A 22,848-nucleotide genomic window follows, 5' to 3' on the forward strand; every position below is an offset into this window, starting at 1 on the left:
TGCACCGTGACCTCCCACCGGCCCGGTGTCAACGGGCCCTGATCCTCCGGGAGTTGATCCCGGCCAGCGGCGCCCGCAGCGAGCCGTACCCCGTCGCGGCCCATACGCTCCGCTCGGCCGGCAGTTCGAAGTAGGGGACGGTACGGCCGTCCTCGTCCTTGTCGGTGAGCACCTCCGGGGCGCGGCGGTCCCGCAGGGCGTCCGCGCACTCCCGGCACACCGCGACGTCCAGCCGGTCCCGGCGGCCGAGCGGACGCCAGCCGGTGCGCTGGGCGGCGCGGCCGTGCAGGGGGTGGAAGAAGCAGAGGGGCAGGGCCGTGTCCGTACCGGTCAGGGCGTCCTGGCCCTCCTGGGCCAGGGCCAGGACGCCCGCCAGGTCCGGCAGGCCCCGGGCATCGTCGAGGATCGTGCCGGCGGCGGCGTACGCGTCGAGGGCGTGCTGGAGCCCCGGTGTCGTGGAGAGGTCGGCGGCCCGGGTGGCCTCGCCGAGCGCGAGGACCTCCGCCTCCGCCCGGCGTCGCAGCTCCGCCTCGTCGGCCTCCCGGGCCGTCGCGAACACCAGCTGCGGCACGGCCGGAGCCGTCTTGCGGGAACGGATGCCGCCCCGGGCCGCGAGGGCCGCCGCCAGGGCCAGGACCGGTACGCCGACGAGCAGCCACCAGGCGGAGCCGCCCGAGTACGACGCGGCCGAGGACGCCGCCGAGTCGTCCGGGTCCGACGGGGCGGAGGGCGATGCCGAGCCGTCCAGGTCCTTCATCGCCTCCTCGTACCGCTGTGTGCCCTTCCCCTCCGCCACCAGCTCCACGGCCTTGCCGGTCAGGTCGGCGAGTCCCGCGTCCCGTGTCTCGTCCAGGAAGCCGGCGGCGGCCACGGCGTCCCGCGTCTGGTGGGTGTCGGCGGGCCACTCGTGGCCGTCCAGGGAGTCCGCGAAGTCGCCGTCCGTCGTGATGAGGACGAGCTCGCGCTGCTCCGGAAGCCGGTCGCGGACCGTCGCGGCCAGGACGCCGGAGTCGCCGTCGAAGGCGTCGCCCCTGGCGAGGGGCGTGAGCACGACCTTGATCGGCAGCCCCGTCCGGCGGATCTGCTGCGCCAGCTCCCGCTGCCGGGACGGCGGTACGGCATCGGCGTAGGCCTCGTCGACGTAGACCGGGGAGGTGCGCAACGCGTCCGCGATGCGCTGCCCGGCGCTCGGACTGTCGCCGTCCGCCGCGGCTGCGGGACTCGCCGTGGTGGTCAGCGCCGCCAGCAGCAGCGCCGTGAGGACGATGGTCACGCGCTTGACGTCAGTGGACACCTGCGGTCTCCCTCACCTTGTCGATCAGCCGGGCGATTCCGTCGGGTACGGCGGTCAGCGGGCCGTCGGTCGCGTCGTAGTAGGGCACGCGGCTGTTGCCGAGGGAGGGGTCGGGCAGCTTCATCAGCCTGCCCGGGATGCCTCCCGGTTCGGCGATGGCCGTGTCGCGGCAGGGATCGCAGACCGGGAGCAGTCGTCTGCTGTTGCCCTGCGCCGCCACGCGGACGTGATGGCGGCTGACGGCGGGGCCGTGCAGGGGATTGACGCCGCAGCACAGGTCGTCCGGGTCGCCGGCGAGCGCGGCACGGCCCGCCCGCGCCAGCACGGTGACGGCGACCAGGGTCGCGGGATCCGTGCCCGCCGCCCGGGCGCGGTCGGGGTCGCCGTCGACCAGGAGCATCGCCGCGTCGAGGTGGTCCCAGGCGCGGGTGCGGTCGTCCGGGTCGGTGAACTCGCCGGTGAGCGTGGTGAGTTCGGTGTAAGCGGTGCGCCGGAGGTAGGAGGCCGAGGGCTCGGTCGGGGCCGTGAAGGGCAGGAGGTGCGTGGCCTCGGGCGCGGGATCGCGGCGCCGCAGCAGACGGCCGGCGGTCCACATCACGCCCGCCACCACACCGGACAGCAGGAGCGCCGCGAAGGCGCCCACGAACAGGCCGGGCCAGAAGTCGGTGGCGAACAGGGGCGGAAGGGCGTACTCCTCGTCGGCCTTCGGGGCGGCGGCCGGAGTGGATTCGAATCCCGGACGGTCCGTGCGCGGTGCCTTGTCGAGGAAGGTCATGAGCGTGTCGAGGCGCTCGCCGAGGAGATGGTCGTCGGCTTTGTCCGCCCTGCTGTCGCCGAGCGTGACCGCGTCCGGCAGGTCCAAGGACAGGCTGTCGGCGAGGCGCAGGCCATAGTTGTAGACGTCGATCGTGCCGTCGTCCGGGTCGGCCACGACGTACAGCCCGTCCTGGCGCGACGCGGCGTGCACGGCGGCGGCGAACAGCCAAGAGTCGCCGGCCGACTCGCTCGCGGGTGTCTGCGGCACGAGGGCGACGTACACCGGGCCGCCGCCGTCGGAACGCCGGAAGTCCCGGATCCGGTCGTGCAGGCGGTCCAGTCGGCGGGAGTCGAGGACCCGTGGGCTCTCCGGGTCGGCGTAGACGGGGTCCTTCTTCAGGCCCGCCGCGACGCGGTCGACCCGGGCGGACAGGTCGGCGGGGGAGGGCGGCTGCGCCGCGCTCGACCTGGTCTGGTCGAAGACGAGAGGGGCGGTGAGGGCGATGGCGGCGGCGGTGAGGACGGCCGCGCCGGGGACGACCCAGCGGGGAACGCGCCGGCCGGCCCCGGAGCGACGGCGGCGGCGCCGCGCGAAGCCGGCCACCAGGAGGATCAGCAGGGGTACGCCGGTGAGCAGGATGCCCGTGAGGAACGACTGGTTGCGGCGGTCGGACGGGCCGATGTACATCTCGGCGGGCTCGTCGTCCCGGTATGTCTCACGCGCCGCCGCGGCCCGTGCCGTGGCCTTCTCGCCGCCCTGGGCGATGACGTCGATGAAACGCTCGAAGCTTCGCAACGGGCCTGCGTCGTAGGGCAGTTCGTACATGGCCACGGTCGAGGCGGCCTCGGCCGGTACACGCACACCGTAGGCCGTGGCCTCCGCTACCGCGCTGTCGTCGACCAGGACGTACAACCCGTCCCGCCCGAGCCGGTCGTGCACCGCGCCCAGCAGCTGCTTGCCGTCCGTGCTGCTCTGGGAGGGCAGAACCAGGACGTAGGTCGGCACGCCCGTCTTCTTCGCGAGCCTGGCGAAGTCCGGGGCGGTGGAGCGGGAGACCTCGCGGGGGAGCTGGTCGGTGACGTGGACCGGGTTCTCGCGGAGGCGCTCTGCGAGGTAGGCGGCCTGGGTGACCGGGGCGGCGTCCGCTGCCTGGGCCGGGGTGGCGGTTGCGAAGATTCCCGCTACGGCACAGAGGGCGAGCAGCAGCCTCAGCACTCGAAGCCGGTCACTACTCAACTCCGGTATACGCACTGCGTATGCCCTGTATGTCGTGACTGCTCTCACCGGTGCGGCCCCCCGTGTTCCGATCGCTGTCCGGGCGGCACTCTACTCGGGGCTTCGCGAGTGCTACAGGTCGCCGGGTTGGTGATCGGCGGGTTCGCCGGCCTGGGCCCGCAGGGTGTGGTCGCGGTTCTGGGACTCACTTCGCGAGCTTGGAGTTCTGCGCCTTCACCACGTTCGCGGGCATCTTGGCGTCGCTGGGCCGCGTGCTGTCGGCGATGGCGAACCCGTTCACCGAGAAGTAGACGGCGAGCACATCGCCGCTGCGGACGGCTTCGGTGTGCAGAGTGTGGGTGACACCCCGGAACGTCATCGTCGACCGGAAGGCGACGGCACCAGTCGTCGTGCCCTTCTCGGCGGTGACCGAGTCGTAGGCCGAGGTGTTCTTGCCCGCCTTCGCGGTGAACCCGTCGCCGCACTTCGGCACGGCCTTCGCCAGTCCGGCCAGCGCCGACTCGGCCTTGGCCGCCGGCTCGTACATGGCGAGAGTGATGTACGTCGATGCCTTGCCGTAGCCCGCCCCGGCGCTGTGTGTGAGGTCGGCCTGCGGTTCACCGAGCGGGAGTTGGTTCATGGCATAGGCCAGCGGGGCGCAGCCCGGCTTGTCGAGCGTGACCTCGTCCGAGGACTTGGCGAAGGCGTACTCGGCTTCCGGCTTGGACACGTTGTAGTCGGGCAGGTCCGCCTTCGTCACCATGGCCTTCGCCAGCCGCTGCCCCGGAGTGACCTGGTTGGCCTTCGGCGCGGACGGCGAACCGGCGGGGGCTTCCTCGCTGCCGGAGCAGGCGGTCAGTGCGGAGGCCAGGGCCAGAACGGAGACGGCGGCCAGGGTGGCGCGCTGCATGGGGGCTCCTCGGTCGCGGATCGAGCGAAGATCATGGCATGGCGGGCCGAGGCGTTCGTGAGCGAGTTGTGCGGACGCGATGGCAGGTGTGTGACGACACCCTTCATGCGGCTCAGGCCCAGGTGGCGTGGGGCCACTTGCAGCGCGGCCGGCGGTCGGCCGGCGTGATAGGAAGATCGCCGACCAGGGGGCCTTGCGACCGCAACCGCAGGTCAGGCTCCCACGAGAATGATGAAGCGGGGAGAGCACGACGTGTACCTGAAGAAGTCCCTTGCCCGCCTGGGTGCTACGACCGTGACGGCCCTGGCCCTCACCCTCACTGGCATCGGAACGGCCTCCGCCGCCGCCAAGCCCAACACGATCGACTACTTCTCCTCGGGCGGCAAGAAGCGCGCCATGGTGGTCTTCCAGCCGCGCGATTCCTCAAGGGAGGCCGAGCGCGTCACCGTCGACGACCTGAGCAAGGACGGCCACTACATCTGGACCGAGATCTACGACGTCACTGCCCAGAAGAAGAAGGGCGAGTGCCAGACCAGTTCCTACAAGAACTGCGTCTTCCAGATCCCGGAGGGGCACAAGGTCCGGATCAACGTGTACCGGATGAACTCGAAGAACGTTGACTTCATGGATGAAGTCAAGACGAAGAGCGGCAAGTTGCCGACGGCGTAGCCCCTTGACCGCGCCGCCGCCCGCCGTGCTGAGTGTGTGAACCGTGCAGGCCTCATGGCCGGCACGTGATGAACGCTTTGAGGCGGGCAGGGCCTCGTGAGGCGCCGGTTCACTGTCGCACACCGCATCGACGGCGAATCGGCCCCTTCGGCCGGGTGTTCAGCTGGGTTTCACGCGCACTCAGTTGCAGATGAATAACGGTGTTCTCGTCGCTGCCCGTGAGGTCGGACGCGCCTTGAGGGGCTTATGTGCGGCTGATACGGTGCCATGGCTTGACACTCACTTCGGCGCTGGCTATTCCGCCAGCTCAGGCACCGCTTCAGCGGGCCGAGAAGTGTGAAGTGTCCTATTTGGTCGATAACTTCTTGGGTGTACGGGGAGCGGTTGCGTGAAGATCCAAGAGCGTACGGGGGCGGGCGCCGGTCGTTCCGCCGCTCCGGCTCAGCCGTCGGTCGGCGACCGCCTTCCCACACCACCTCGCGAGCGCAAACCAGCACTTGCAGCCCTCGCCGTGCTGCTGATCCTGGTGGGCGCGCTGGGCGCGACGATGCTCGTGCTGCAGGCCGGTGACCGGATAGAGGTCGTGAAGGTCACCAAGCCGATCCCGCCGGGCGGCTCGGCCAACTCATCGAACACGACCTCCGTGATGGTCGCCGAGGACGCCGACATCCACTACGTCCTGTGGAACCAGCGGGACGAGCTCAAGAAGCTGAAGGCCGTCAGCACCATCCCCGCCGGAGTCGTCGCGGTCGGCGAGATGTTCGGTGACAAGGCCGGTGTCGAGGCGGGCAAGGCCACGGTCGGCCTGTCCCTCAAGGCGGGCCAGTACCCGACCGGCATGAAGCAGGGCGACACCGTAGCCGCCTATCGTGTCACCGCCGACGCACCCAGCTCCGGCGAAGGCGCGAGCGGCTCTTCCTCGTCGGCATCCGGCAACGCCGTCATCGTCGACCAGGCCCGAGTCACCTACGTACCGCCCGCGGACACCGGCTCCGACCAGATCGTCAGCAGCACCAACCTGGCGGTCACCCTGACCGTCGACAGCGACAAGGCCGCCGATCTGGCGCAGGCCGCCTCCAACAGCGAGGTCGCTCTCGTCCTCGTCTCCGGTAACTCCGGCAACTAGAAGGCGGCACCCACCCCATGGCGCTCATCGCTCTCGCCGCCGACAAGGGTTCCCCCGGCGTCACCACCGCGGCCGTCGCTCTCTCGGCGGTCTGGCCGCGGCGTGTCCTGCTCGCCGAGGCGGACCCGGCGGGCGGTGACCTCGTCTACCGCAGTGCCGCCGCACACGGCGGTCCGCTCAACCCCAACACCGGCATGCTGTCCATCGCCGCCACCGCGCGCCGCGGACTCGTGCCGGACCAGCTCTGGGACCACGTCCAGCCGTTGAGCGGCGGCCTCGAGGTGCTCGTCGGGCTCGGCATCGCCGAACAGGCGGCCGGCCTCGCGGGGCTGTGGCCGACCCTCGGGCACGCCTTCGCCTCCCTCGCCGACTCCCCGAACGCCGCCGCCGACGTCATCGCCGACTGCGGACGCGTCAGCGGGGACACCCCCGCCGTCGAACTGTTCCCGCACGCCTCGCTCGTGCTGCTCATCTCGCGCACCGAGCCCGAGGCCATCGCCCGGGTCCGCGACCGCGCCGCCGCCCTCGCCGGCAAGCTGCACGGCGGATCGCGCGGCGCCGCGAGCCTCGGCACCCCGATGATCGGCGTCGTCCTGATCGCCGACACGGGCACGGCGGCCAAGCTCGCCTCCCAGGTCAACGACATGCTCGTGCACGCCCAGACCGGCGCCCGCGTGGTCGGCACCATCGCCGACGACCCGGCCGGCGCCGACCAGCTGGCGGGCCGCAGGCGCGGCCGGCTCGACAAGTCGCTGCTGATCCGCTCGGCCCGCAAGGTCTCGGCCGACATCTACCAGCAGTACGGCGCCGCCTGGGCCGCCTCCGCCCAGGCGAACCAGGCCCACCAGGCCCAGCACCACCACCCGGGCCAGATGCAGGGCCACGCGGGGGCCGGCGCATGACCGCTGTCGACCACCAGTTGGTCAAGCGGTTCCGCCAGGACGCCGGCGACCGTATCGCCGAGCAGCGCCGACAGGACCAGGTCAACAACGTCACTCCGATGTCCACGGAGGACGAGCGGCAGTACGCGCGTGCCGTCATAGCCCAGATACTGGAGGAGTACGCCCGCGCCGAGATCAACGCGGGCCGTACGCCGCTGGACGCCGAAACCGAGGAGCAGTACGCGTCCGCCGTGCACGCCGCGCTGTTCGGCGTCGGCCGGCTCCAGCCGCTGCTGGACAACCCCGACGTCGAGAACATCGACATCAACGGCTACGACCAGGTGTTCGTCGGATACGCCGACGGCCGTGAGGTGACGGGCGACCCGGTCGCCGAGACCGACGAGGAGCTCATCGAGCTCATCCAGGTCCTGGGCGCGTACTCGGGTCTGTCCTCCCGCCCCTTCGACTCGGCCAACCCACAGCTCGACCTCCGGCTCCCCGACGGTTCGCGTCTGTCGGCCGTCATGGACGTCACCCGGCGCCCCGCCCTGTCCATCCGCCGCGCGCGCATGGGCAAGGTGTTCATCTCCGACCTCGTCGGCAACGGCACGGTGACGCCCGAGGTCGCCCACTTCATGGCCTGTGCGGTCCGCGCCCGCAAGAACATCATGATCGCGGGCGCCACCAACGCCGGAAAGACCACGCTCCTGCGGGCCCTCGCCAACGAGATCCCCCCGAACGAGCGCCTCATCACCGTCGAGCGGGCCCTGGAGCTCGGCCTCGACACCTTCGCCGACCTGCACCCCAACGTCGTCGCCTTCGAGGAACGCCTGCCCAACTCCGAGGGCCAGGGCATGATCTCGATGGCGGAGCTGGTGCGACGCTCGCTGCGTATGAACCCCTCACGCGTCATCGTCGGTGAGGTCCTCGGCGACGAGATCGTCACGATGCTCAACGCCATGTCGCAGGGCAACGACGGCTCGCTGTCCACGATCCACGCCAACAGCTCCCACGAGGTCTTCAACCGTATCTCCACCTACGCGTTGCAGGCCTCCGAGCGGCTGCCCATCGAGGCCAGCCAGATGCTGATCGCGGGCGCGGTGAACTTCGTCGTCTTCATCCAGCGGCGCAACAACTACGGCAACGGCGGCCGCCTCCAGCGCATGGTCACCTCCGTCCGAGAGGTCAACGGCGTCGACGGACGTGTCCTGTCCAGCGAGGTGTTCGCGGAGGCTCCCGACGGCCGGGTCGTGCCGCACGCCCCCATCGCCTGCCTGGAGGAACTGATGGCACACGGCTACCGGCCGACCGGGACCTGGGGGTGACGGGGATGAACACGACTCTCGCCGCACTCGGCTCGCTCGGCTCCATGGGCGGCCTGTTCTCCACCACCGTCCTGTACTCGATAGGCAGCGGCGTCGCCGTCGGCGGCGGCATCGCGCTCCTGCTCGTCGCCGTACGCGGCCTGCCCGCCAAGCCCGACCACGAGAAGCAGAAGGCCGCCGAGCGGGCGAGCGAACTCATCCGCTTCGCCGGACAGCGCGGCTCGCTCGCGGCCATCGTCGGCCTCGTCGTCCTTCTCCTCACCCGCTGGGCGGTCGCGGGCATCGCCGCCGGTGTCCTCGTCTTCTTCTGGGACCGCCTGTTCGGCGGCGCCGGCGAGGAACGGGCCGCCATGCGCCGCGTGGAGGCCCTGGCCTCCTGGACGGAGTCCCTGCGCGACACCATCGCCGGCGCGGTGGGCCTCGAACAGGCCATCCCGGCCTCCGCCCGCGCCGCCGCCCCGGTCCTGCGCCCCCACCTCGACGCCCTCGTCGACCGGCTGCGCTCCCGCACCCCGCTGCCCGAGGCGCTCCAGCAGCTCGCCGACGAGATCGACGACGCCTCCGCCGACATCATCGTCGCGGCCCTCATCCTCAACGCCCGCCTGCGCGGCCCCGGTCTTCGCCAGGTGCTCGGCGCCCTCGCCAAGTCGGCCCGCGAGGAGGTCGACATGCGGCAGCGCGTGATGGCGCAGCGGTCGTCCACGCGGCGGTCGGTGCAGATCGTCGTAGCGGTCTCGGTCGCCTTCGTCCTCGGCCTGTCGATCTTCAACCGTGAGTTCGTCGAACCGTACGGCTCCCCGCTCGGCCAGGTCGTCCTCGCCGGCGTCTGCGCCCTGTTCGCGCTTGGCTTCTGGTGGCTGCGCAAGCTGTCGACCATCGAGACGCCCGAGCGCTTCCTCGTCCGGGACACGTCGTCGGTCCAGTTCGTCCGGCCCCGCACGCCCGAGCAGCAGCCGCTCCAGCCGGAAGAGGGGGTACGACGGTGAACGACCTGACGATGCCGATCGTGGTCGGTGCGGTCATCGGCCTGGGCATCTACGTCCTCGTACGCGCCCTGATGCCGTCGAAGCGCAGCGCGCTCTCGCAGGTCGCGCGGATCGACGCGATGCGGGCGCGTGGCTCGGTGTACGAGTCCGCGCGGACGCAGGCGGACACAAGCCGGCTGGGCTCGCTACGGGGCGAAGTCGGCCAGCGTGTCGCCGAGTTCTACCTGCAGCAGGGATGGGAGCAGCGCTCGCTGCGCGCGGACCTGGCCGTCCTGGACCGCAGCTGGGAGAAGTTCCTGGCGACGAAGGTGCTGCTTGGTGTGGCGGGCCTGTTCTTCGGTCCGTTCCTCTTCGCGATCGTCTGGACGCTGGCCATCGCCGACAGCCCCATCATCCCGGTGTGGCTGGCGCTGCTGTTCGCGGCGGTCTTCTTCTTCCTGCCGGATCTTGAGGTCCGTCGGGACGCGGCCGAGAAGCGGCGCGACCTGCGGCGTGTGATCGGCGCGTACCTGGACCTGGTGTCGATGAGCCTGGCCGGCGGCCGAGGCCTCCCCGAGGCATTGATGGCGGCGGCCGAGATCTCCGACGGCTGGGCCAACCAGCGCATCCGCAACGCCCTCTCCGACGCCCGTATCACCGGCATCAGCCAGTGGCAGGCGCTCGGCCAGCTCGGCGAGGAACTGGGCGTCGAGGAGCTCAAGGACCTCTCCGCCTCCCTGGCCCTCGTCGCGGACGACGGTGCCAAGGTGCGTGAGTCCCTCGCGTCCCGTGCCGAGACCATGCGGCATCGCGAACTCGCCGACATCGAGGGCAGCGCGGGTGAGAAGTCCCAGTCGATGCTTGTGGCCCAGCTGCTGCTGTGTGCCGGCTTCCTGGTGTTCCTGATCTACCCGGCGGCGATGCGGGTGTTCCAGGTGTGAAAGCTGCTTGCCCAACCGACTGCCCACAGAATCAGCTGAGTTGAGAGGACTACCTCCCATGAACGGACGCAACTTCCACACGGGCATCCCGGCGGTGGATTTCCTGGTCGTCTTCCTGCAGGGCCGCGTGGAGCGTGCCCGGTCCGGCGAACTCGACCGCGGTGCCTCCGCGGTCGAGTGGGTCATCATCTCCGCCGTCGTGGTGGCGATCGTCGGCGTCGTTGCCGCGATCATCAACCGTGCGCTGGAGGGTGGTGCCGAGAAGGTCGAGAACTGCATCAACGGCGCCAACCAGAGCGGCACCTGCTGAGAGTCGTACGGACAACGGGGTTGACGGGATTGCGCGTGAGCGTGGGCAGATGGATGCGCCGCAGGCTGGAGGCCGCACGGAAGCCGGCGGCCGCCCGCGGCGACTCCGGCATGACCGCGATCGAGTTCGTGCTGCTCACCCCGGTCCTCTTCTTCATGATCTTCGCCACGGTGCAGTTCGCGCTGTACTTCTTCGCCGACCACGTGGCCCAGGCAGCGGCCCAGGCCGGAGCCCGCAAGGCCCGTGCCACAGCCGACGAACAGCCGGGGGCATGGCGGGGGGAGGCGCGGGACGTGGTGGACAGCTATATCAGTCAGCTGGGCCCGAGCCTGGTGCTGTCGCCTGATGTGGCCTTGGTCCAGCCGGAGCAGAACACGGTGGGCGTGGAGATCACTGCTCAGGTGCCGTCCGTCTTTCCCGGGCTGGACCTGACCGTGCACGCGCAGTCCATCGGGCCCGTGGAGCGGTTCGTGCGGGACGAGGGGAACTAGGTGGACGTCTCTTCCCTGCGGGACCTGCGGGACCGCTGGTCGAGCATTCGGGGCCGCCGGCCGGCTCACCACGACGACCGCGGCCTGTCCACGGTGGAGGTCGTGATCCTCGCCCCGGTGATGATCCTCTTCATCCTCGTCCTGGTGGCCTTCGGCCAGATGGTCGAGGGACGCGGAGCGATCGACGGCGCCGCTCGGGACGCGGCCCGGGCCGGATCGCTCCAGTGGGACGTCGGAAACGCCATGGCGGAAGCGCGCAAGGCGGCCGAGGCCAACCTCACGGACGTCTGCACAGGCCCGGTGACCGTGACCAAGACCAGCGCGGGCTTCGCCGACGCCGACCTCTTCACGGTCGAGGTGAGCTGCCAGGTGCGTGGTCTGGCGTTGGTCGGCCTGGACATCAAAACCAGTATGTCCGGCTCCTTCACGGCACCGCTGGATCCGTTCAAGAGGAAGGCGGGCTGAGGGAGTTGAGAAGGCTCTCCACGATCCGTGCCTGGCTGTCGCGTCGCCGGGATCGCCTGGACGACCGCGGCTCGGGCGCCGGTGCGGTCATCATCTTCGCGCTCGTCTTCATCTCGCTCTCGGCCTTCGTCATCGACGGCGGCCTGTCCATCTCCAAGCGCGAGCGCGCCGCCGACATCGCGGAACAGGCTGCCCGTTACGCCGCACAGGACATCGACCGCGATGCCCTCTACGAGAACGAGGGCGGCCCTGCCCCCATCAACTTCGAGAACTGCGACGCCCGCGTGAAGGCCTTCGCCCGCGAGATGGACATGACGGGCGCGGACACCGCGGCGACCCGCTGCGTGGCGGCCGACGCCCAGCAGGTGCAGGTCGAGGTGCAGCTCACCTATTCCCCGGTGTTCACGGGGATGTTCTACGGCGGGGCCGTGGTCGTACACGGGCAGGCGGTGGCGGAGAACGAGGTCGGCTGAGCGGCCACCACTGCGGGTGAACCCACGGCCGGTACCGTTGCGGTCGGTGTCCCCCGCCGTTGGTCCCGCCATGAAGCGTTGATCAACTCCGCCCTCGTAACCGCGTTCACGGGATCACTGATCCTCACCGCACTGCCCGCCGCCGAACAGCCCTGTGGACGACTACGTCCACAGGGGGGGGGACCGACTCCGTAGCTGCGTCTTGACGTTCAACCGGGGGGAACCGCAGTACCGCGCCTGCGGGCGGTGGGGGAGGGACTGGTACATCGTCCGGGGTGGTCAGATCCCGGCGACGTGCGTAAAGCGTGCTTGATCGCACCGCGTCTCGGACCAGGAGGTTGCAGGGGCGGGGCTCGCAGGGTCCGGCCGGCCTCTTCGGTGCGATCTTCCTTGTGGTCGGTGGCGGCTTTTGGTGGGCCGGCGCGGCGGACGTCCGCCGCCTGCGGGACTGGCACACCATCACGGGACAGGCCGCCTCGGTGACCTACTCGGGCTTCCACTGAGTGGCAGTCGCTACGTACGTACGAAAGACCATGCCCATGCCGCCCTCGCCCAGCCGCGCCCTGAGTCGGTAACCGGCTGTCTCGTGGGCGTCGTTGGGCGACAGTGCGTCTATGGGAGCAGTCCTTCCGGATCTTGTGAGGGCTACGTCATGTTACGGAAGAGGTGTGAGCGGGTGATGGTGCGGCCTGAGCGCGACCATCCAGCCCGGCGTCCGGAGTGTGATCGTTCCGGAAAATCCAGCGGACCTGCACAGAGTTCACCGACGGGTCGTACGGAGAACAGGCGCAAGAGGACCCTTCGTGACGCCTGCCGCGCGCGGGCTGCATCCCGGCACGGCAGACCTGTTGTTTGTGTGAAGGAACTCGACCTTTTGGTGAGCGCATTGCCACACTGATGAAATCGACGGTCGAGAGTTGCCGAGCACGAGCATCGTGTGACTGGTCGCTTTATCCCCTGCGTGCTTTGATCGGTGGGCGCAGATCGCCGGTCATCAGTCCCGCTTGCGGGATTCAGGTGAACTCCGCCATTGCGAATTGCTGTTACGAAGGGAAATGCGCGCCATGAACCTCGCTCCTCAGGTCGAAACGGCCGAAATCTCCGACGTCGACCTGGACGCCATCGCCGGTGGCCAGGCCGGTGCCGCCGCGGGTGCCGGCGCCGCGGCCGGTCTCTACGTCGAGACCTCGGCCGCCGGCCTCAACGCCGGCCTCGGCGGCGGCGCGGGCCTCGCCGTCTCGCCCCAGGGCATCGCGGCGGACCTGCACCTCAACGCCGCGGTCGCTTCCTGACGAAGGCACGCGAAAGGCCCCGGATCTCCGGATCCGGGGCCTTTTCATGTCTCTCGGACAGCGGGCTACTTACCCCCGCCATCCCCCTTGCCGCCTTTACCGCCCTTACCGCCCCGCTTGTCCTCGGTCTTCATCGCGTCGTTCGCCTTCTTGGCGAGCTCGTCGTCAAGCTTCTTGAACTCGCGAACAACGGCATCGGACATACTCGCCAACGCATCGAGCTGCTGAGTGATGTCCTCGCGCCCGTCTTCCCAGTTGGACTCGAAATCCCCGAGCGCGTCATTGACACTGCCGTCGCCGATGTCGTCCTTGTACGACTCGAAAAGCTTCTTGGTGTGATTCAGACGGGTCTTGAGGGAACGCAGCCGGCGCCCGTAGCCCTCCAACTCGGTCAGCGGGAGCGCGAGGTCGCTCTTGCCCTTGCCCATGTGGCAGTCCCCCAACGTCCGGCACTCTGATCCCACCTGAACCGTACCGCGAGCCGATCTTTCCGTCGAACGGTTGTGCCTTGTAAGTTCACGTGTGCATACGGTTGTTGACGTTGATGTGCGCGTGACGGGGGTTGCGGTATGGCGGGGCACAGGCCGGCGGACTGGCATGTCCTGGACTTGGACAAGGACCCGACCCCGGGCGATCCGCAGCGGGTGCGCACGCTTGCGAAGCAGTTGCATGACTTCGCCGACGATGTCTCCGACGCGTTGCGTCTGGTCAAGGGCATGGCGGGGGAGGGCACGCTCCTGGAGTGGGCGGGCAAGTCCGCGGATGTCTTCAAGGAGGACTTCGCGGATGTCCCGAAGAACCTCAAGAAGCTGAAGAAGTCGTATGAGATGTGCGGTGATGCGCTCTCTGATTTCTGGCCGAAGCTGGAGCGGGCCCAGTCCCTGGCCGACAAGGCGCTGGTCAAGGGCCGTGAGGCCCGCGACAGCCTCTCCTCGGCCCAGTCGAAGCTGACCTCGGCCGACTCCTGGGTCACCCGGGCGGGCAAGGAAGCGGACAAGTACAAGGACGACCCGACCGGCAGCAAGTCGGATGCCGACAAGCCGGACGAGGCCAAGGTCCGCGCCGCCACCCGGGATGTGCAGCACGCCAAGTCGGCCCAGTCCAAGGCCCAGTCGGACGTTTCCGACGCCCAGGACGCGCTCGCGGCGGCGAAGAAGATGGCCGCGGACGCGCGCACGATGCGTGATGAGGCCGCTCGTGAGGCGAAGTCGAAGATCGACGAGGCCTCGGATGCCGGGATCCAGAACCGGTCGTGGTGGGAGGAGGTCGGCGACTGGTTCGTCGACAACTGGGACACCATCGTCGCGGTGTGCAAGGTCGTGGTCGCTGTTGTCGGGATCGTGGCGATGATCATTGGCGGGCCGATCCTGGGCGCGATCGTGTTGATCGCCGCCGCTGTCGTCCTCGCCGACACGCTCTATAAGTACTCAAAGGGGCAAGCGTCCCTGTGGGACGTGGGACTCGCGGCTCTGGACTGCATACCGGGTATGAAGGGCCTGACCACCCTCGGCGGCCTGGCCAAGGGCCTCAAGGGCGGAATGGCCGCGATGAAGGGTCTCAGGGGTGGTCTGAAGGGCATGGGGCTCGCCGTGCGCGGCCTGGGCAAGAACGCCAAAACAGCCGTGGCCGAAGGTGCCAAGGGTGCATACAGCCGTCTCCGAAGCAAGATCCGAGGTTGCGGTGACCCCGTGGATGTGGCCACGGGCGAGATGTTCCTGACGGAAACCGACGTCACACTCCCCGGCACCTTGCCCCTGGCATTCACGAGGCGTGTCGCGTCGGATTACCGTTGCGGCTGGTGGTTCGGGCCCACTTGGGCTTCGACTCTCGACCAGCGTCTCGAGATCGGTGAGGACGAGATCGTCTTCGTCACGGAAGACGGGATGCTGCTCGTCTACCCTCATCAGCGCTCTGCTCAGGAGCCGTGGCTGCCCGAATCGGGCCCGGGCATGCCGCTCATCCACCTGGACGACGGCACGTACCGTATCGACGATCCGCTTACAGGCATCGCTCGACACTTCACTCCCCGGTCCGACGGGACAGCGCATATCACCACTGTCACCGACCGCAATGCCAACGCCATCAGCTTTGAATACGACGAAGTCGGTACCCCGTCGGCCATCCGCCATTCCGGCGGTTACCACCTCGTCCTAGCCACCCAGGACGGCCGCGTCACTGCGCTGAGCCTGCGCGGCGCGGCCGAGGAAGGGCGAGACGCCGACATCAGGCGCTACGGCTACACCGACGGCAACCTCACGGAAATCGTCAACTCCTCGGGCCAGGCTCTCACCTTCACCTACGACGAGCGTCTGCGCGTCTCCTCGTGGACCGACCGAAACCAGCGGCGCTATGCGTACGCCTATGACGAGCAGGACCGATGCGTCTCCCAGGGAGGCGAGGCCGGGCACGTCACAGGCGCGTTCACTTACGACGGGTCCGACCCTGCCTGGTCCGGTTGCCACATCACCACGCACACCAGGGCCGACGGAGCCATCACCCGGTTCGTCGTCTCGGGTAACAGCCAGGTGGTCGCCGAGATCGATCCGCTCGGCTCCATCACACGCGCCGAGTACGACGCCAACCATCACTTGTTGTCGCGCACGGATGCGCTCGGCGCCACGACCCGCTACGAGAACGACGCCCTCGGCAAGCCGACGCGGATTACGTTGCCGGACAACGGAGTCGTCACCGTGGAGTACAACTCGCTCCACCTGCCGACCCGCATCGCTCAGCCGGACGGGGCCGTTTGGGAGCACTCCTACGACGAACGCGGCAACCGGGTCCGCTCCACTGCTCCGGACGGTGCCCTCACCCGGTTCACCTACGACCACCGTGGGGGCCTCGAGTCGGTCACCGATCCACTCGGTGCCACGACGACAGTGCGATGCGATCGTGCCGGCTTGCGGACAGAGACAGTGAGTGCGCTGGGTGAGCGCTCGACTCGGACGTACGACTCGTTCGGGAGGCCCAGCAGTGTCATGGATCCACTGGGGCACACGACGAGGCTGTGGTGGACGGTCGAAGGCGGGATATCCCGTGTGATCGGCCCCGACGGGCCGGAGGAGACCTGGACCTATGACGGCGAGGGAAACTGCACGACTCACACGGAACCAGGAGGTGCCCGGACGACCTTCGAGTATGGGCCCTTCGACCTGCTCACGGCGCAGACCGGGCCGGACGGCGCCCGGTACGAGTTCGCTTACGACGCCGCTCTGCGTCTCCGGCAAGTCAGCAACCCGATGGGTCTCGTCTGGCGATACACCTACGACCTGGCCGGCCACCTCGTGGCGGAGACGGACTTCGACGATCAGCGGACGGTGTACGAACACGACGCGACGGGTCGCCTCCGGAATCGGTTGAATCCAGCGGGCCAGAGTGTCGACTACACCTACGACGCGATGGGGCGGCTCCTCAGTAAGACCGTCGACGACCAGACCACTGCCTACGGCTATGACGCGGCAGGCAGGCTGATCCACGCCTCCGGGCCCGGTTGTGATCTCCAGTTGGACCGTGATCGCACAGGGCGGACCGTCGCAGAGCGGATCAACGGCCGCACACTGGCCTCGGTCTACGACGCCATGGGGCGGCGCATCGAGCGGGTCACACCGTCGGGTGTGCGGGCTCGGTACGACCATGACGCCGTCGGACGGACGATTCGCCTGAACAGCTCGGGCCATACGGTCGACTTCGTACATGACGCGGCGGGGCAGGAGATCGAGCGATCCTTCGATGGCTCGCTGCACTTCACACAAGCGCGGGACCCACTCGGCCGCCCCGTCGAGCAGCAGTGGACAGTGGGGGACAGGCGGGTCCAGCACCGCACCTACGGCTGGGCCGCGAACCGCCACCTCGAGCGACTCACGGACGCCTTGGACGGTCCGGCGGACCTGGACGTCGACGCGACGGGCCGCATCCGAGCGCTCCAAGGCGACGGCAGGAGGGAGAGCTACAGCTACGACGCCGCCGGGCACGTGACCTCCGCGTCCTGGTCCGGCTACCCGGGCATCGAGGAGGCATCAGGGGAGCGGTCGTACGCCGGCGCCCGCCTCCGCCGGGCCGGCGCCGTGCGGCATATCTACGATGCCGCTGGCCGGGTTGTCGAGCGACGCAAGATCCGGCTGTCGCGGAAGCCCGACGTGTGGCGGTACTCGTGGGATGCCGAGGACCGTTTGACCTCCGTGGTCACACCGGACGGGACTGTGTGGCGCAATGAGTACGACCCTCTCGGCCGTCGCATCGCCAAAGAGCGCCTTGGGGAAGACGGTCGTACCGTCACGGAGCGGACGGACTTCACGTGGGACGGTCCGGTACTCGCCGAACAGACCGTGGTCGACCCTGGGTTGCCGCATCCTGTCACGCTCACCTGGGACTACGACGAACTGAGGCCGATCAGTCAGACTGAGCGATTGAGGGACTCCGCGACGCAGGAGGAGATCGACTCCCGGTTCTTTGCGATCATCACCGACTTGGTCGGTGCGCCCACCGAACTGGTGGACCCTCAAGGCGACGTGGCCTGGCGAGCCCGGCGGACCGTTTGGGGGGCCACCTCGTGGTCCAAGCAGAGCCAGGCGTATACGCCGCTGCGTTTCCCTGGCCAATACCACGACCTCGAATCCGGCCTGCACTACAACTATCACCGTCACTACGACCCGGAGACGGCGCGCTACACCTCTCTCGACCCGCTCGGTCTGGCGCCCGCTCCCGACCCCTACGGCTATGTCACCAATCCGCTGCGCCAGGTGGATCCCTTCGGCCTCATGGCATGCGATGAGGAATCGGTCGTCCTCTACCATGGGTCGCGTAACTGGAGCGGGAACGAATTCTCGTTGGGCCGTTCCAATGATCTGCAGCGTGATTACACCCCGGACGCCGGGGTGTATCTGACGGACGACTTCAACCGGGCTGCGACGCAGTATGCAGGTCCAGACGGTGTGGTGGTGCGGACCGAAGTGCCGCGGTCTTTCGCCGACTCTGTGCTGCGGGAGCACAGCGGCCCTGCGGGGAGACAGCCCGAATACTTCGTGGACACGCAAACGGGAGTGGACGTCCTCAACGCAGGATCTCCCCGCGCCCTGCCGCAACGGGACGCGGTTATTCAGCACATGATGGGACAGTTCTAGACGGATGCGAGGCACAAGGTAGTGGCAGGTCAGGTTGTTCCCGTTCCGGAAAGTGTGCTGGCACGCGAGATCTTCGGCCCGCTCGGCGGGGTCGTGGAGATCGGGGCCGTGTCGGCGACCGGTACGTGGAGTGTCGGGGAGGCCTCCGTCGGTGAGTTGGTGAACCGTCGGCGTGGAGAGGTCGATCGGCTTCTCGAACTCGTGCGAGGCATCGGCGGCTTCTCTTCAGCCACGATGGCTATCGCCGATGAACTGGGCTATCTGCGCGAGCATGAGGTGACGGCACCTTCGTTGCTGCTGTGGTCGGGTGCGGTCGAGGGGATTCCGTCGCGGCTCGACGAGCTCGAACGACCGGATGTCGTTCGCCGCATGTGCCACATGGCCGCCGACCTCCAACTGACGTACTTCCTGCAGGCTCTGGTCACAGCCGCCGTCGCGGCTGAGACGGAAGCCCGGCAGGGTGCCGACGAAATCGCCGAGGTTCTGGCGATCGCGGCAGCCCTCGCGGACACGACGGGCAGAAGCGCTCCGGCTACGGTCTTCCGGATGTGGCGAGTTGCTCATCTCCCGCGCCTTCTCCGCCCGGAGGCGGACACGCCCGAGTACGGGAAGGCAGGTTTCCGGGCTTACGAGCGCGCGCTCGAAGCCGTGGTCGCCTGAGCCTGATGCTGTGTTCCGGCTCAGGCTTCCGTCAGCGGTTGATCGACTGGATCTCCTGGACGTTCATGTCCTGAGTCGTCTCGAAGGTGCCGTCGGGCAGGTCACCGCCGGTGCCGCCCGAGCCTTCCCAGCTGATCTGCCAGGTGATGCTGGCGGAGAGTTGGTAGGGGGTGCCGTTCGTGGCGCGGAGGTAGCGGATGCCGCAGGGTGGGGTCTTGTCGGCGTTGCCCTTGGTGTACGGGGTGCCGATGGAGTCGTCGTCGTTGATCTGGCAGTCGCCGGAGGCGGGGTAGACCTCGGCGTCGTCCGTGCCCGGCTCCAGGTGCAGGGCGACGGGCTTGGCGGTCGTCTCCGCCCAGAGGCCTGTGCCGGGGAGTTCGGCGCGGACCTTGACGTCCTGGAAGGTGCCCTTGTCCAGCCACACCCACGTGGGCAGGTTCACCGTCGACCTGGCCGCCGGCTTCAACTCAACCTTGGTCTCGGGAACCTTGACCTTGTCGTAGGCGTAGTCGGCGAGGGTCTCGGGCGTGGGGGCGTTCGGCACGTCGGGTATCTCGCCGGCGTCCTGCCAGAACATGAGGCGGCTGCACAGCGAAGTGTCATCGATCTCGGTCACGTCCGGAGCCACTCCGCGCCAGAAGTAGCCGTCCTTGCCCAGGTTGTAGTTCTTATACCCCTTCACGGTGCCGGGCTTCGTGAAGATGGTGATGGCGTCCTTCTCGTCCCTGAAGTGGTCGGTCCAGAGCTCCGAGCCGTACCAGCCGTCGCGCAGACCGGCGTCGCCGCTGCCGTCGTTCTCCGAGAAGTTCTTCAGCTGCTCGGGGGTGAAGACGGGCTCGTACCAGCACGGTGGAGGTTTCCAGTTCGCATCCGTCGACGCGACGGTGCCCTGCTTGCCGCCGGTGGGGCCGCTCACTTGGCTGACCTTGATCCGGGACTGCGAGGCGGAAGCGGAGATCTCGTTGTTCTTGGCTCCGCCGCCGTAATTGCCTTCGCCGCCGAGGGCGACGGCAGGCACGGGTGCGAGGAGAGCGGCGGTGAGCGAGAAGACCGTGAGGGGCCGGGAGACGTGTGAGGACCTCACTTGGCGCAGCCACCCCTCTCCGAATGGGCGGACACTGCCTGCCACACACCATGGGCGTTCTTGCCCATGGAGATCACGTACAGGACCTCGGGGTCCGTGCCCGCCGGGTTCCCCTTGACCTCGCCGGTCTTGCGGTTCTTCGTGGAGGCCTTGCTCTCGTCGGTGCAGTAGGAAAGGGACGCCGCTGCCTTGTCCTTGGCGAGGGTGACCTTGGGGTCGAACACGGGCAGCTTGCCGATGACGGTGAGGTTCTTGTCCGTGTAGGTCCTGATCCACTGCTGGCTCTGCAAGAAGCCGTTCTTCGTGTCGTAGAACGCGCGGTCCTTGCTGTCGGGGTCGTTCTCGATGATCGCCTCGTACCCCGCCCGGAGCTGTTCCTTGCCGTCGTTGAGGACCGCCTGCTCCACCGGGTCGCTGCTCGTCCAGTTCTCGAAGGGCAGCTGGAAGCTGCTGGGGAGCTTGATCTCCGGGCGCTTGACCCCGGGTGCCGCGGACGACGCCGAGGCTGATGGGCTGCTCGACGCGTTGCCCGCTCCCTTGATGTCGTCCGATGACAAATCGTCGCTCCCGCCGCAGGCGGTCAGGAGCAGCGCCGCCGTCGTGGCGAACGCTGCGGCAGTGGTGGTCAGTGCGCGGCGGGCCACAGTTGATCTCCCCCGTAGTTTCGGTGTACGCGACAGAGAACGAAGCTATCAGGGGAGGGGATTCGGCCCTTGAGAGGCAGGAGTGGATTGTGTGGGGAAGGTGAGGAGTGTGGCGTGGCGGTTGCGAACGACTTGGGATCCGGTGGTCAGCGGTTGATCGACTGGATCTCCTGGACGTTCATGTCCTGAGTCGTCTCGAAGGTGCCGTCGGGGAGGTCGCCGCGGGATCCGTCGGAGCCCTCCCAGCTGATCTGCCAGGTGATGCTGGCGGAGAGTTGGTAGGGGGTGCCGTTGGTGGCGCGGAGGTAGCGGATGCCGCAGGGTGGGGTCTTGTCGGCGTTGCCCTTGGTGTACGGGGTGCCGATGCTGCCGTCGTCGTTGATCTGGCAGTCGCCGGAGGCGGGGTAGACCTCGGCGTCGTCCGTGCCCGGCTCCAGGTGCAGGGCGACCGGCTTGGCGGTCGTCTCGGCCCACAGGTCCGTGTTGGGAAGTTCGGCGCGGACCTTGACGTCCTTGAAGGTGCCCTTGTCCAGCCACACCCAAGTGGGCAGATTGACCGTGGACTTGCCTTCCGGCTTCAGCTCGACCTTGGTGTCCGGAACCTCGACCTTGTTGTAGGCGTACTCGGCGAGCGTCTTCGGGGTGGGTGAATTCGGGTCGTCCGGGACCTCGCCGGCGTCGACCCAGAACATGATGCGGCCGCAGTCCCAAGAGTCGGAGGCCATGGGGTCGGGCGCCACACCACGCCAGAAGTAACCGTCCTTGCCGAGGTTGTAGTTCTTGTACCCCTCGGCCGTGCTGTTCTTCGGGCTGTGCATGTCGAAGTTCTCGGCCGGCTTGCCGTCGCGGTAGTGATCGGTCCAAAGTCCCTTGCCCCACCAGGACTCGTGAATGCCGACATCACCGCCGCTGTCCGTGTCCACGAACCTCTTCAACTGCTCGGGACTGAGGGCGGGCTCGTACCAACAGGCCGGCGGCTTCCAGTTGGGGTCGACCGTACCGAGGTTGCCCTTCTTGCCGCCGCCACCTCCACCGCTCGGGTACGAGAGCTGGATGTTGGAGACGGAAGCCGACAGTCCGCCCTGGTCATCGGCTCCGCCCTGCGGGCCGTTGGCGGGCTTCGCCTCGCCAGGGACCGGCTTGTTGGCGTAAGCGGGGCCGGCGGTGCAGACGAGGGATCCCGCGGCCAGGGCCACGATCAGCTTCGCTCGCCCGGATGCGGTCAGCCCCGGCATTCCTCCGCCTTCCCCTCGACGGTGACCTGCTGGGCACGCCACACCGGCTTGCCCTGGACGGACGCCATGAGGATGGTGAACTTCTGGTAGCTGTCCAGGCTTTCCTTCGTACGGTGGATCTTCTCCGACTTGACTTCCTTGCCGTAGACCTTGGACTGGTCCTCACAGAAGGTGACGTTGACCGTCTTGACCTTCTCCGACTCGTCAACCGGGTTGGTTTCGGCCTGGTAGTACCGGTCCTTGCCCGTGAGGGTCCAGCCGCCGTCCACGTACTCCTTGATCTGCGAGTTCGCGTACTGGGCGGCCTGGCCCGACGAATAGAACTGGAAGGCGGGGTCTGCCGGATCCTGCTTCGTGATGCCGTGGTTCAGCGCGCGGATGTAGTTCGCGGCGTCCTCGAGAGCTGCCGCGCTGTCCTGGTCCGACGGCTTCTCGAAGTCGAAAGCCAGGTCCAGATCCTTGGGGAGACTCACGTCGGGCCGGTCGACATCGGTCGGCGTCGAGCCGGAGGCCGAGGCGGAAGGACTGCTTGCTCCCTTGTCCGCTCCCTCGATGTCGTCTGACGAATCGCCGCCCCCGCCGCATGCGGTGAGCAGAAGTGCCGCCGTCGTGGCGAACACGGCAGCTGTGGTGGTCAGAGCGCGGCGGGCCACGGTTTCTCCCCCGAGGTTGGCGTGTGCGACAGGGAACGAAGCTATCAGGGGGTGGGTGTGCCCCCCTGGGTGGCCATGGGGGATTGTGTGGAGTGCGTGAGGGGTGTGCGTGGCAGTTGCGAAGAGGGCTGTGTCCGTGATCCGCCCGCCCGTGCCACCTCAAGCAGCAACAGGGGCAAATCGGATGTCAACCAGGTTCCTCCCGGCCGCCCTTCGACGACCTCCATACGAGTCCATAAGATCTCTGTAGGCTCAGCACACCCCTTACTTCACAGCTCTGCCTCACGGCACTCCACACACGACCCCAGGACACCCGCCATGCCGCGACGCCGCACCTC

22 protein-coding genes are annotated in these 22,848 nt (G+C 68.4%); 14 read left to right on the top strand and 8 right to left on the bottom strand.

What is annotated here, in order from left to right; all coding sequences use genetic code 11:
• Positions 1–28: 28 nt before the first annotated feature.
• The 3 genes from ACFT32_RS15105 to ACFT32_RS15115 form a co-directional block, all read right to left on the bottom strand.
• Positions 29–1,294, bottom strand: coding sequence for a hypothetical protein (locus ACFT32_RS15105; RefSeq protein ID WP_382489140.1), 1,266 nt, complete (start codon positions 1,292–1,294; stop codon positions 29–31).
• The gene (locus tag ACFT32_RS15110; RefSeq protein ID WP_382489142.1) at positions 1,284–3,266 is read right to left on the bottom strand and encodes a hypothetical protein; all 1,983 of its coding nucleotides are present in this window, start codon (positions 3,264–3,266) and stop codon (positions 1,284–1,286) included. Before ACFT32_RS15110 ends, ACFT32_RS15105 begins: the two co-directional genes overlap by 11 nt.
• A gap of 205 nt (positions 3,267–3,471) precedes the next feature.
• Complete coding sequence (locus ACFT32_RS15115) at positions 3,472–4,176, bottom strand: hypothetical protein (protein ID WP_382489144.1); 705 nt, start codon at positions 4,174–4,176, stop codon at positions 3,472–3,474.
• A 252-nt stretch (positions 4,177–4,428) separates the two neighbouring features.
• On the opposite strand from ACFT32_RS15115, the gene ACFT32_RS15120 reads away from it, so the two are divergent.
• The 12 genes from ACFT32_RS15120 (at position 4,429) to ACFT32_RS15175 (ending at position 13,114) form a co-directional block, all read left to right on the top strand.
• Positions 4,429–4,845 (top strand): hypothetical protein, encoded by a 417-nt coding sequence (locus tag ACFT32_RS15120; protein WP_382489146.1) that lies wholly within the window; start codon positions 4,429–4,431, stop codon positions 4,843–4,845.
• 388 nt (positions 4,846–5,233) lie between these two features.
• On the top strand, positions 5,234–5,971 hold the full coding sequence (locus tag ACFT32_RS15125) for a hypothetical protein (protein WP_382489147.1): 738 nt from the start codon (positions 5,234–5,236) through the stop codon (positions 5,969–5,971).
• Between the two features lie 17 nt (positions 5,972–5,988).
• Positions 5,989–6,873, top strand: a complete 885-nt coding sequence (locus ACFT32_RS15130) for a hypothetical protein (protein ID WP_382489149.1) — start codon at positions 5,989–5,991, stop codon at positions 6,871–6,873.
• Positions 6,870–8,177: a CpaF family protein gene (locus ACFT32_RS15135; RefSeq protein WP_382489151.1), complete on the top strand. Its 1,308-nt coding sequence runs from the start codon at positions 6,870–6,872 to the stop codon at positions 8,175–8,177. Before ACFT32_RS15130 ends, ACFT32_RS15135 begins: the two co-directional genes overlap by 4 nt.
• Positions 8,178–8,221: 44 nt before the next feature.
• Positions 8,222–9,163, top strand: coding sequence for a type II secretion system F family protein (locus ACFT32_RS15140; RefSeq protein WP_382490673.1), 942 nt, complete (start codon positions 8,222–8,224; stop codon positions 9,161–9,163).
• 11 nt (positions 9,164–9,174) lie between these two features.
• Positions 9,175–10,083, top strand: a complete 909-nt coding sequence (locus tag ACFT32_RS15145) for a type II secretion system F family protein (RefSeq protein WP_382490676.1) — start codon at positions 9,175–9,177, stop codon at positions 10,081–10,083.
• A gap of 58 nt (positions 10,084–10,141) precedes the next feature.
• Positions 10,142–10,393 (top strand): hypothetical protein, encoded by a 252-nt coding sequence (locus ACFT32_RS15150; RefSeq protein WP_086600464.1) that lies wholly within the window; start codon positions 10,142–10,144, stop codon positions 10,391–10,393.
• A gap of 53 nt (positions 10,394–10,446) precedes the next feature.
• Positions 10,447–10,884 (top strand): TadE/TadG family type IV pilus assembly protein, encoded by a 438-nt coding sequence (locus ACFT32_RS15155; RefSeq protein WP_382490679.1) that lies wholly within the window; start codon positions 10,447–10,449, stop codon positions 10,882–10,884.
• 24 nt (positions 10,885–10,908) lie between these two features.
• On the top strand, positions 10,909–11,349 hold the full coding sequence (locus ACFT32_RS15160; protein ID WP_382490682.1) for a TadE/TadG family type IV pilus assembly protein: 441 nt from the start codon (positions 10,909–10,911) through the stop codon (positions 11,347–11,349).
• 5 nt (positions 11,350–11,354) lie between these two features.
• Positions 11,355–11,822, top strand: coding sequence for a pilus assembly protein TadG-related protein (locus tag ACFT32_RS15165; RefSeq protein ID WP_382489153.1), 468 nt, complete (start codon positions 11,355–11,357; stop codon positions 11,820–11,822).
• 305 nt (positions 11,823–12,127) lie between these two features.
• On the top strand, positions 12,128–12,325 hold the full coding sequence (locus tag ACFT32_RS15170) for a DUF6336 family protein (RefSeq protein WP_382489154.1): 198 nt from the start codon (positions 12,128–12,130) through the stop codon (positions 12,323–12,325).
• 561 nt (positions 12,326–12,886) lie between these two features.
• Positions 12,887–13,114: a hypothetical protein gene (locus tag ACFT32_RS15175; RefSeq protein WP_382489156.1), complete on the top strand. Its 228-nt coding sequence runs from the start codon at positions 12,887–12,889 to the stop codon at positions 13,112–13,114.
• Positions 13,115–13,179: 65 nt separating this feature from the next.
• Here the strand turns inward: ACFT32_RS15175 and ACFT32_RS15180 are convergent, their stop codons facing one another.
• On the bottom strand, positions 13,180–13,542 hold the full coding sequence (locus tag ACFT32_RS15180; protein ID WP_382489158.1) for a hypothetical protein: 363 nt from the start codon (positions 13,540–13,542) through the stop codon (positions 13,180–13,182).
• Positions 13,543–13,722: 180 nt separating this feature from the next.
• On the opposite strand from ACFT32_RS15180, the gene ACFT32_RS15185 reads away from it, so the two are divergent.
• Positions 13,723–18,234, top strand: a complete 4,512-nt coding sequence (locus tag ACFT32_RS15185; protein ID WP_382489160.1) for a DUF6531 domain-containing protein — start codon at positions 13,723–13,725, stop codon at positions 18,232–18,234.
• A 21-nt stretch (positions 18,235–18,255) separates the two neighbouring features.
• Positions 18,256–18,894, top strand: a complete 639-nt coding sequence (locus ACFT32_RS15190) for a hypothetical protein (RefSeq protein WP_382489161.1) — start codon at positions 18,256–18,258, stop codon at positions 18,892–18,894.
• 31 nt (positions 18,895–18,925) lie between these two features.
• Here ACFT32_RS15190 and ACFT32_RS15195 read toward each other — a convergent pair whose 3' ends face one another.
• The 4 genes from ACFT32_RS15195 to ACFT32_RS15210 all read right to left on the bottom strand — a co-directional run bounded on the left by ACFT32_RS15195 (position 18,926) and on the right by ACFT32_RS15210 (position 22,510).
• Positions 18,926–19,978, bottom strand: coding sequence for a hypothetical protein (locus ACFT32_RS15195; RefSeq protein WP_382489163.1), 1,053 nt, complete (start codon positions 19,976–19,978; stop codon positions 18,926–18,928).
• Positions 19,975–20,622 (bottom strand): hypothetical protein, encoded by a 648-nt coding sequence (locus ACFT32_RS15200; RefSeq protein ID WP_382489164.1) that lies wholly within the window; start codon positions 20,620–20,622, stop codon positions 19,975–19,977. The genes ACFT32_RS15195 and ACFT32_RS15200 overlap by 4 nt, the downstream gene beginning before the upstream one ends.
• A gap of 146 nt (positions 20,623–20,768) precedes the next feature.
• Complete coding sequence (locus ACFT32_RS15205; protein WP_382489166.1) at positions 20,769–21,857, bottom strand: hypothetical protein; 1,089 nt, start codon at positions 21,855–21,857, stop codon at positions 20,769–20,771.
• Positions 21,845–22,510 (bottom strand): hypothetical protein, encoded by a 666-nt coding sequence (locus ACFT32_RS15210; protein WP_382489168.1) that lies wholly within the window; start codon positions 22,508–22,510, stop codon positions 21,845–21,847. Before ACFT32_RS15210 ends, ACFT32_RS15205 begins: the two co-directional genes overlap by 13 nt.
• Positions 22,511–22,848 lie beyond the last annotated feature (338 nt).

The sequence above is a fragment of the Streptomyces sp. NPDC057002 genome (assembly GCF_042673825.1).
GTDB lineage: Bacteria > Actinomycetota > Actinomycetes > Streptomycetales > Streptomycetaceae > Streptomyces.

Coding starts and splice junctions, on each gene's coding strand:
- ACFT32_RS15140 (WP_382490673.1), top strand. CDS start 8,222: ATGGGCGGCCTGTTCTCCACCACCGTCCTGTACTCGATAGGCAGCGGC.
- ACFT32_RS15115 (WP_382489144.1), bottom strand. CDS start 4,176: ATGCAGCGCGCCACCCTGGCCGCCGTCTCCGTTCTGGCCCTGGCCTCC.
- ACFT32_RS15155 (WP_382490679.1), top strand. CDS start 10,447: ATGCGCCGCAGGCTGGAGGCCGCACGGAAGCCGGCGGCCGCCCGCGGC.
- ACFT32_RS15130 (WP_382489149.1), top strand. CDS start 5,989: ATGGCGCTCATCGCTCTCGCCGCCGACAAGGGTTCCCCCGGCGTCACC.
- ACFT32_RS15175 (WP_382489156.1), top strand. CDS start 12,887: ATGAACCTCGCTCCTCAGGTCGAAACGGCCGAAATCTCCGACGTCGAC.
- ACFT32_RS15180 (WP_382489158.1), bottom strand. CDS start 13,542: ATGGGCAAGGGCAAGAGCGACCTCGCGCTCCCGCTGACCGAGTTGGAG.
- ACFT32_RS15145 (WP_382490676.1), top strand. CDS start 9,175: ATGCCGATCGTGGTCGGTGCGGTCATCGGCCTGGGCATCTACGTCCTC.
- ACFT32_RS15135 (WP_382489151.1), top strand. CDS start 6,870: ATGACCGCTGTCGACCACCAGTTGGTCAAGCGGTTCCGCCAGGACGCC.
- ACFT32_RS15150 (WP_086600464.1), top strand. CDS start 10,142: ATGAACGGACGCAACTTCCACACGGGCATCCCGGCGGTGGATTTCCTG.
- ACFT32_RS15205 (WP_382489166.1), bottom strand. CDS start 21,857: ATGCCGGGGCTGACCGCATCCGGGCGAGCGAAGCTGATCGTGGCCCTG.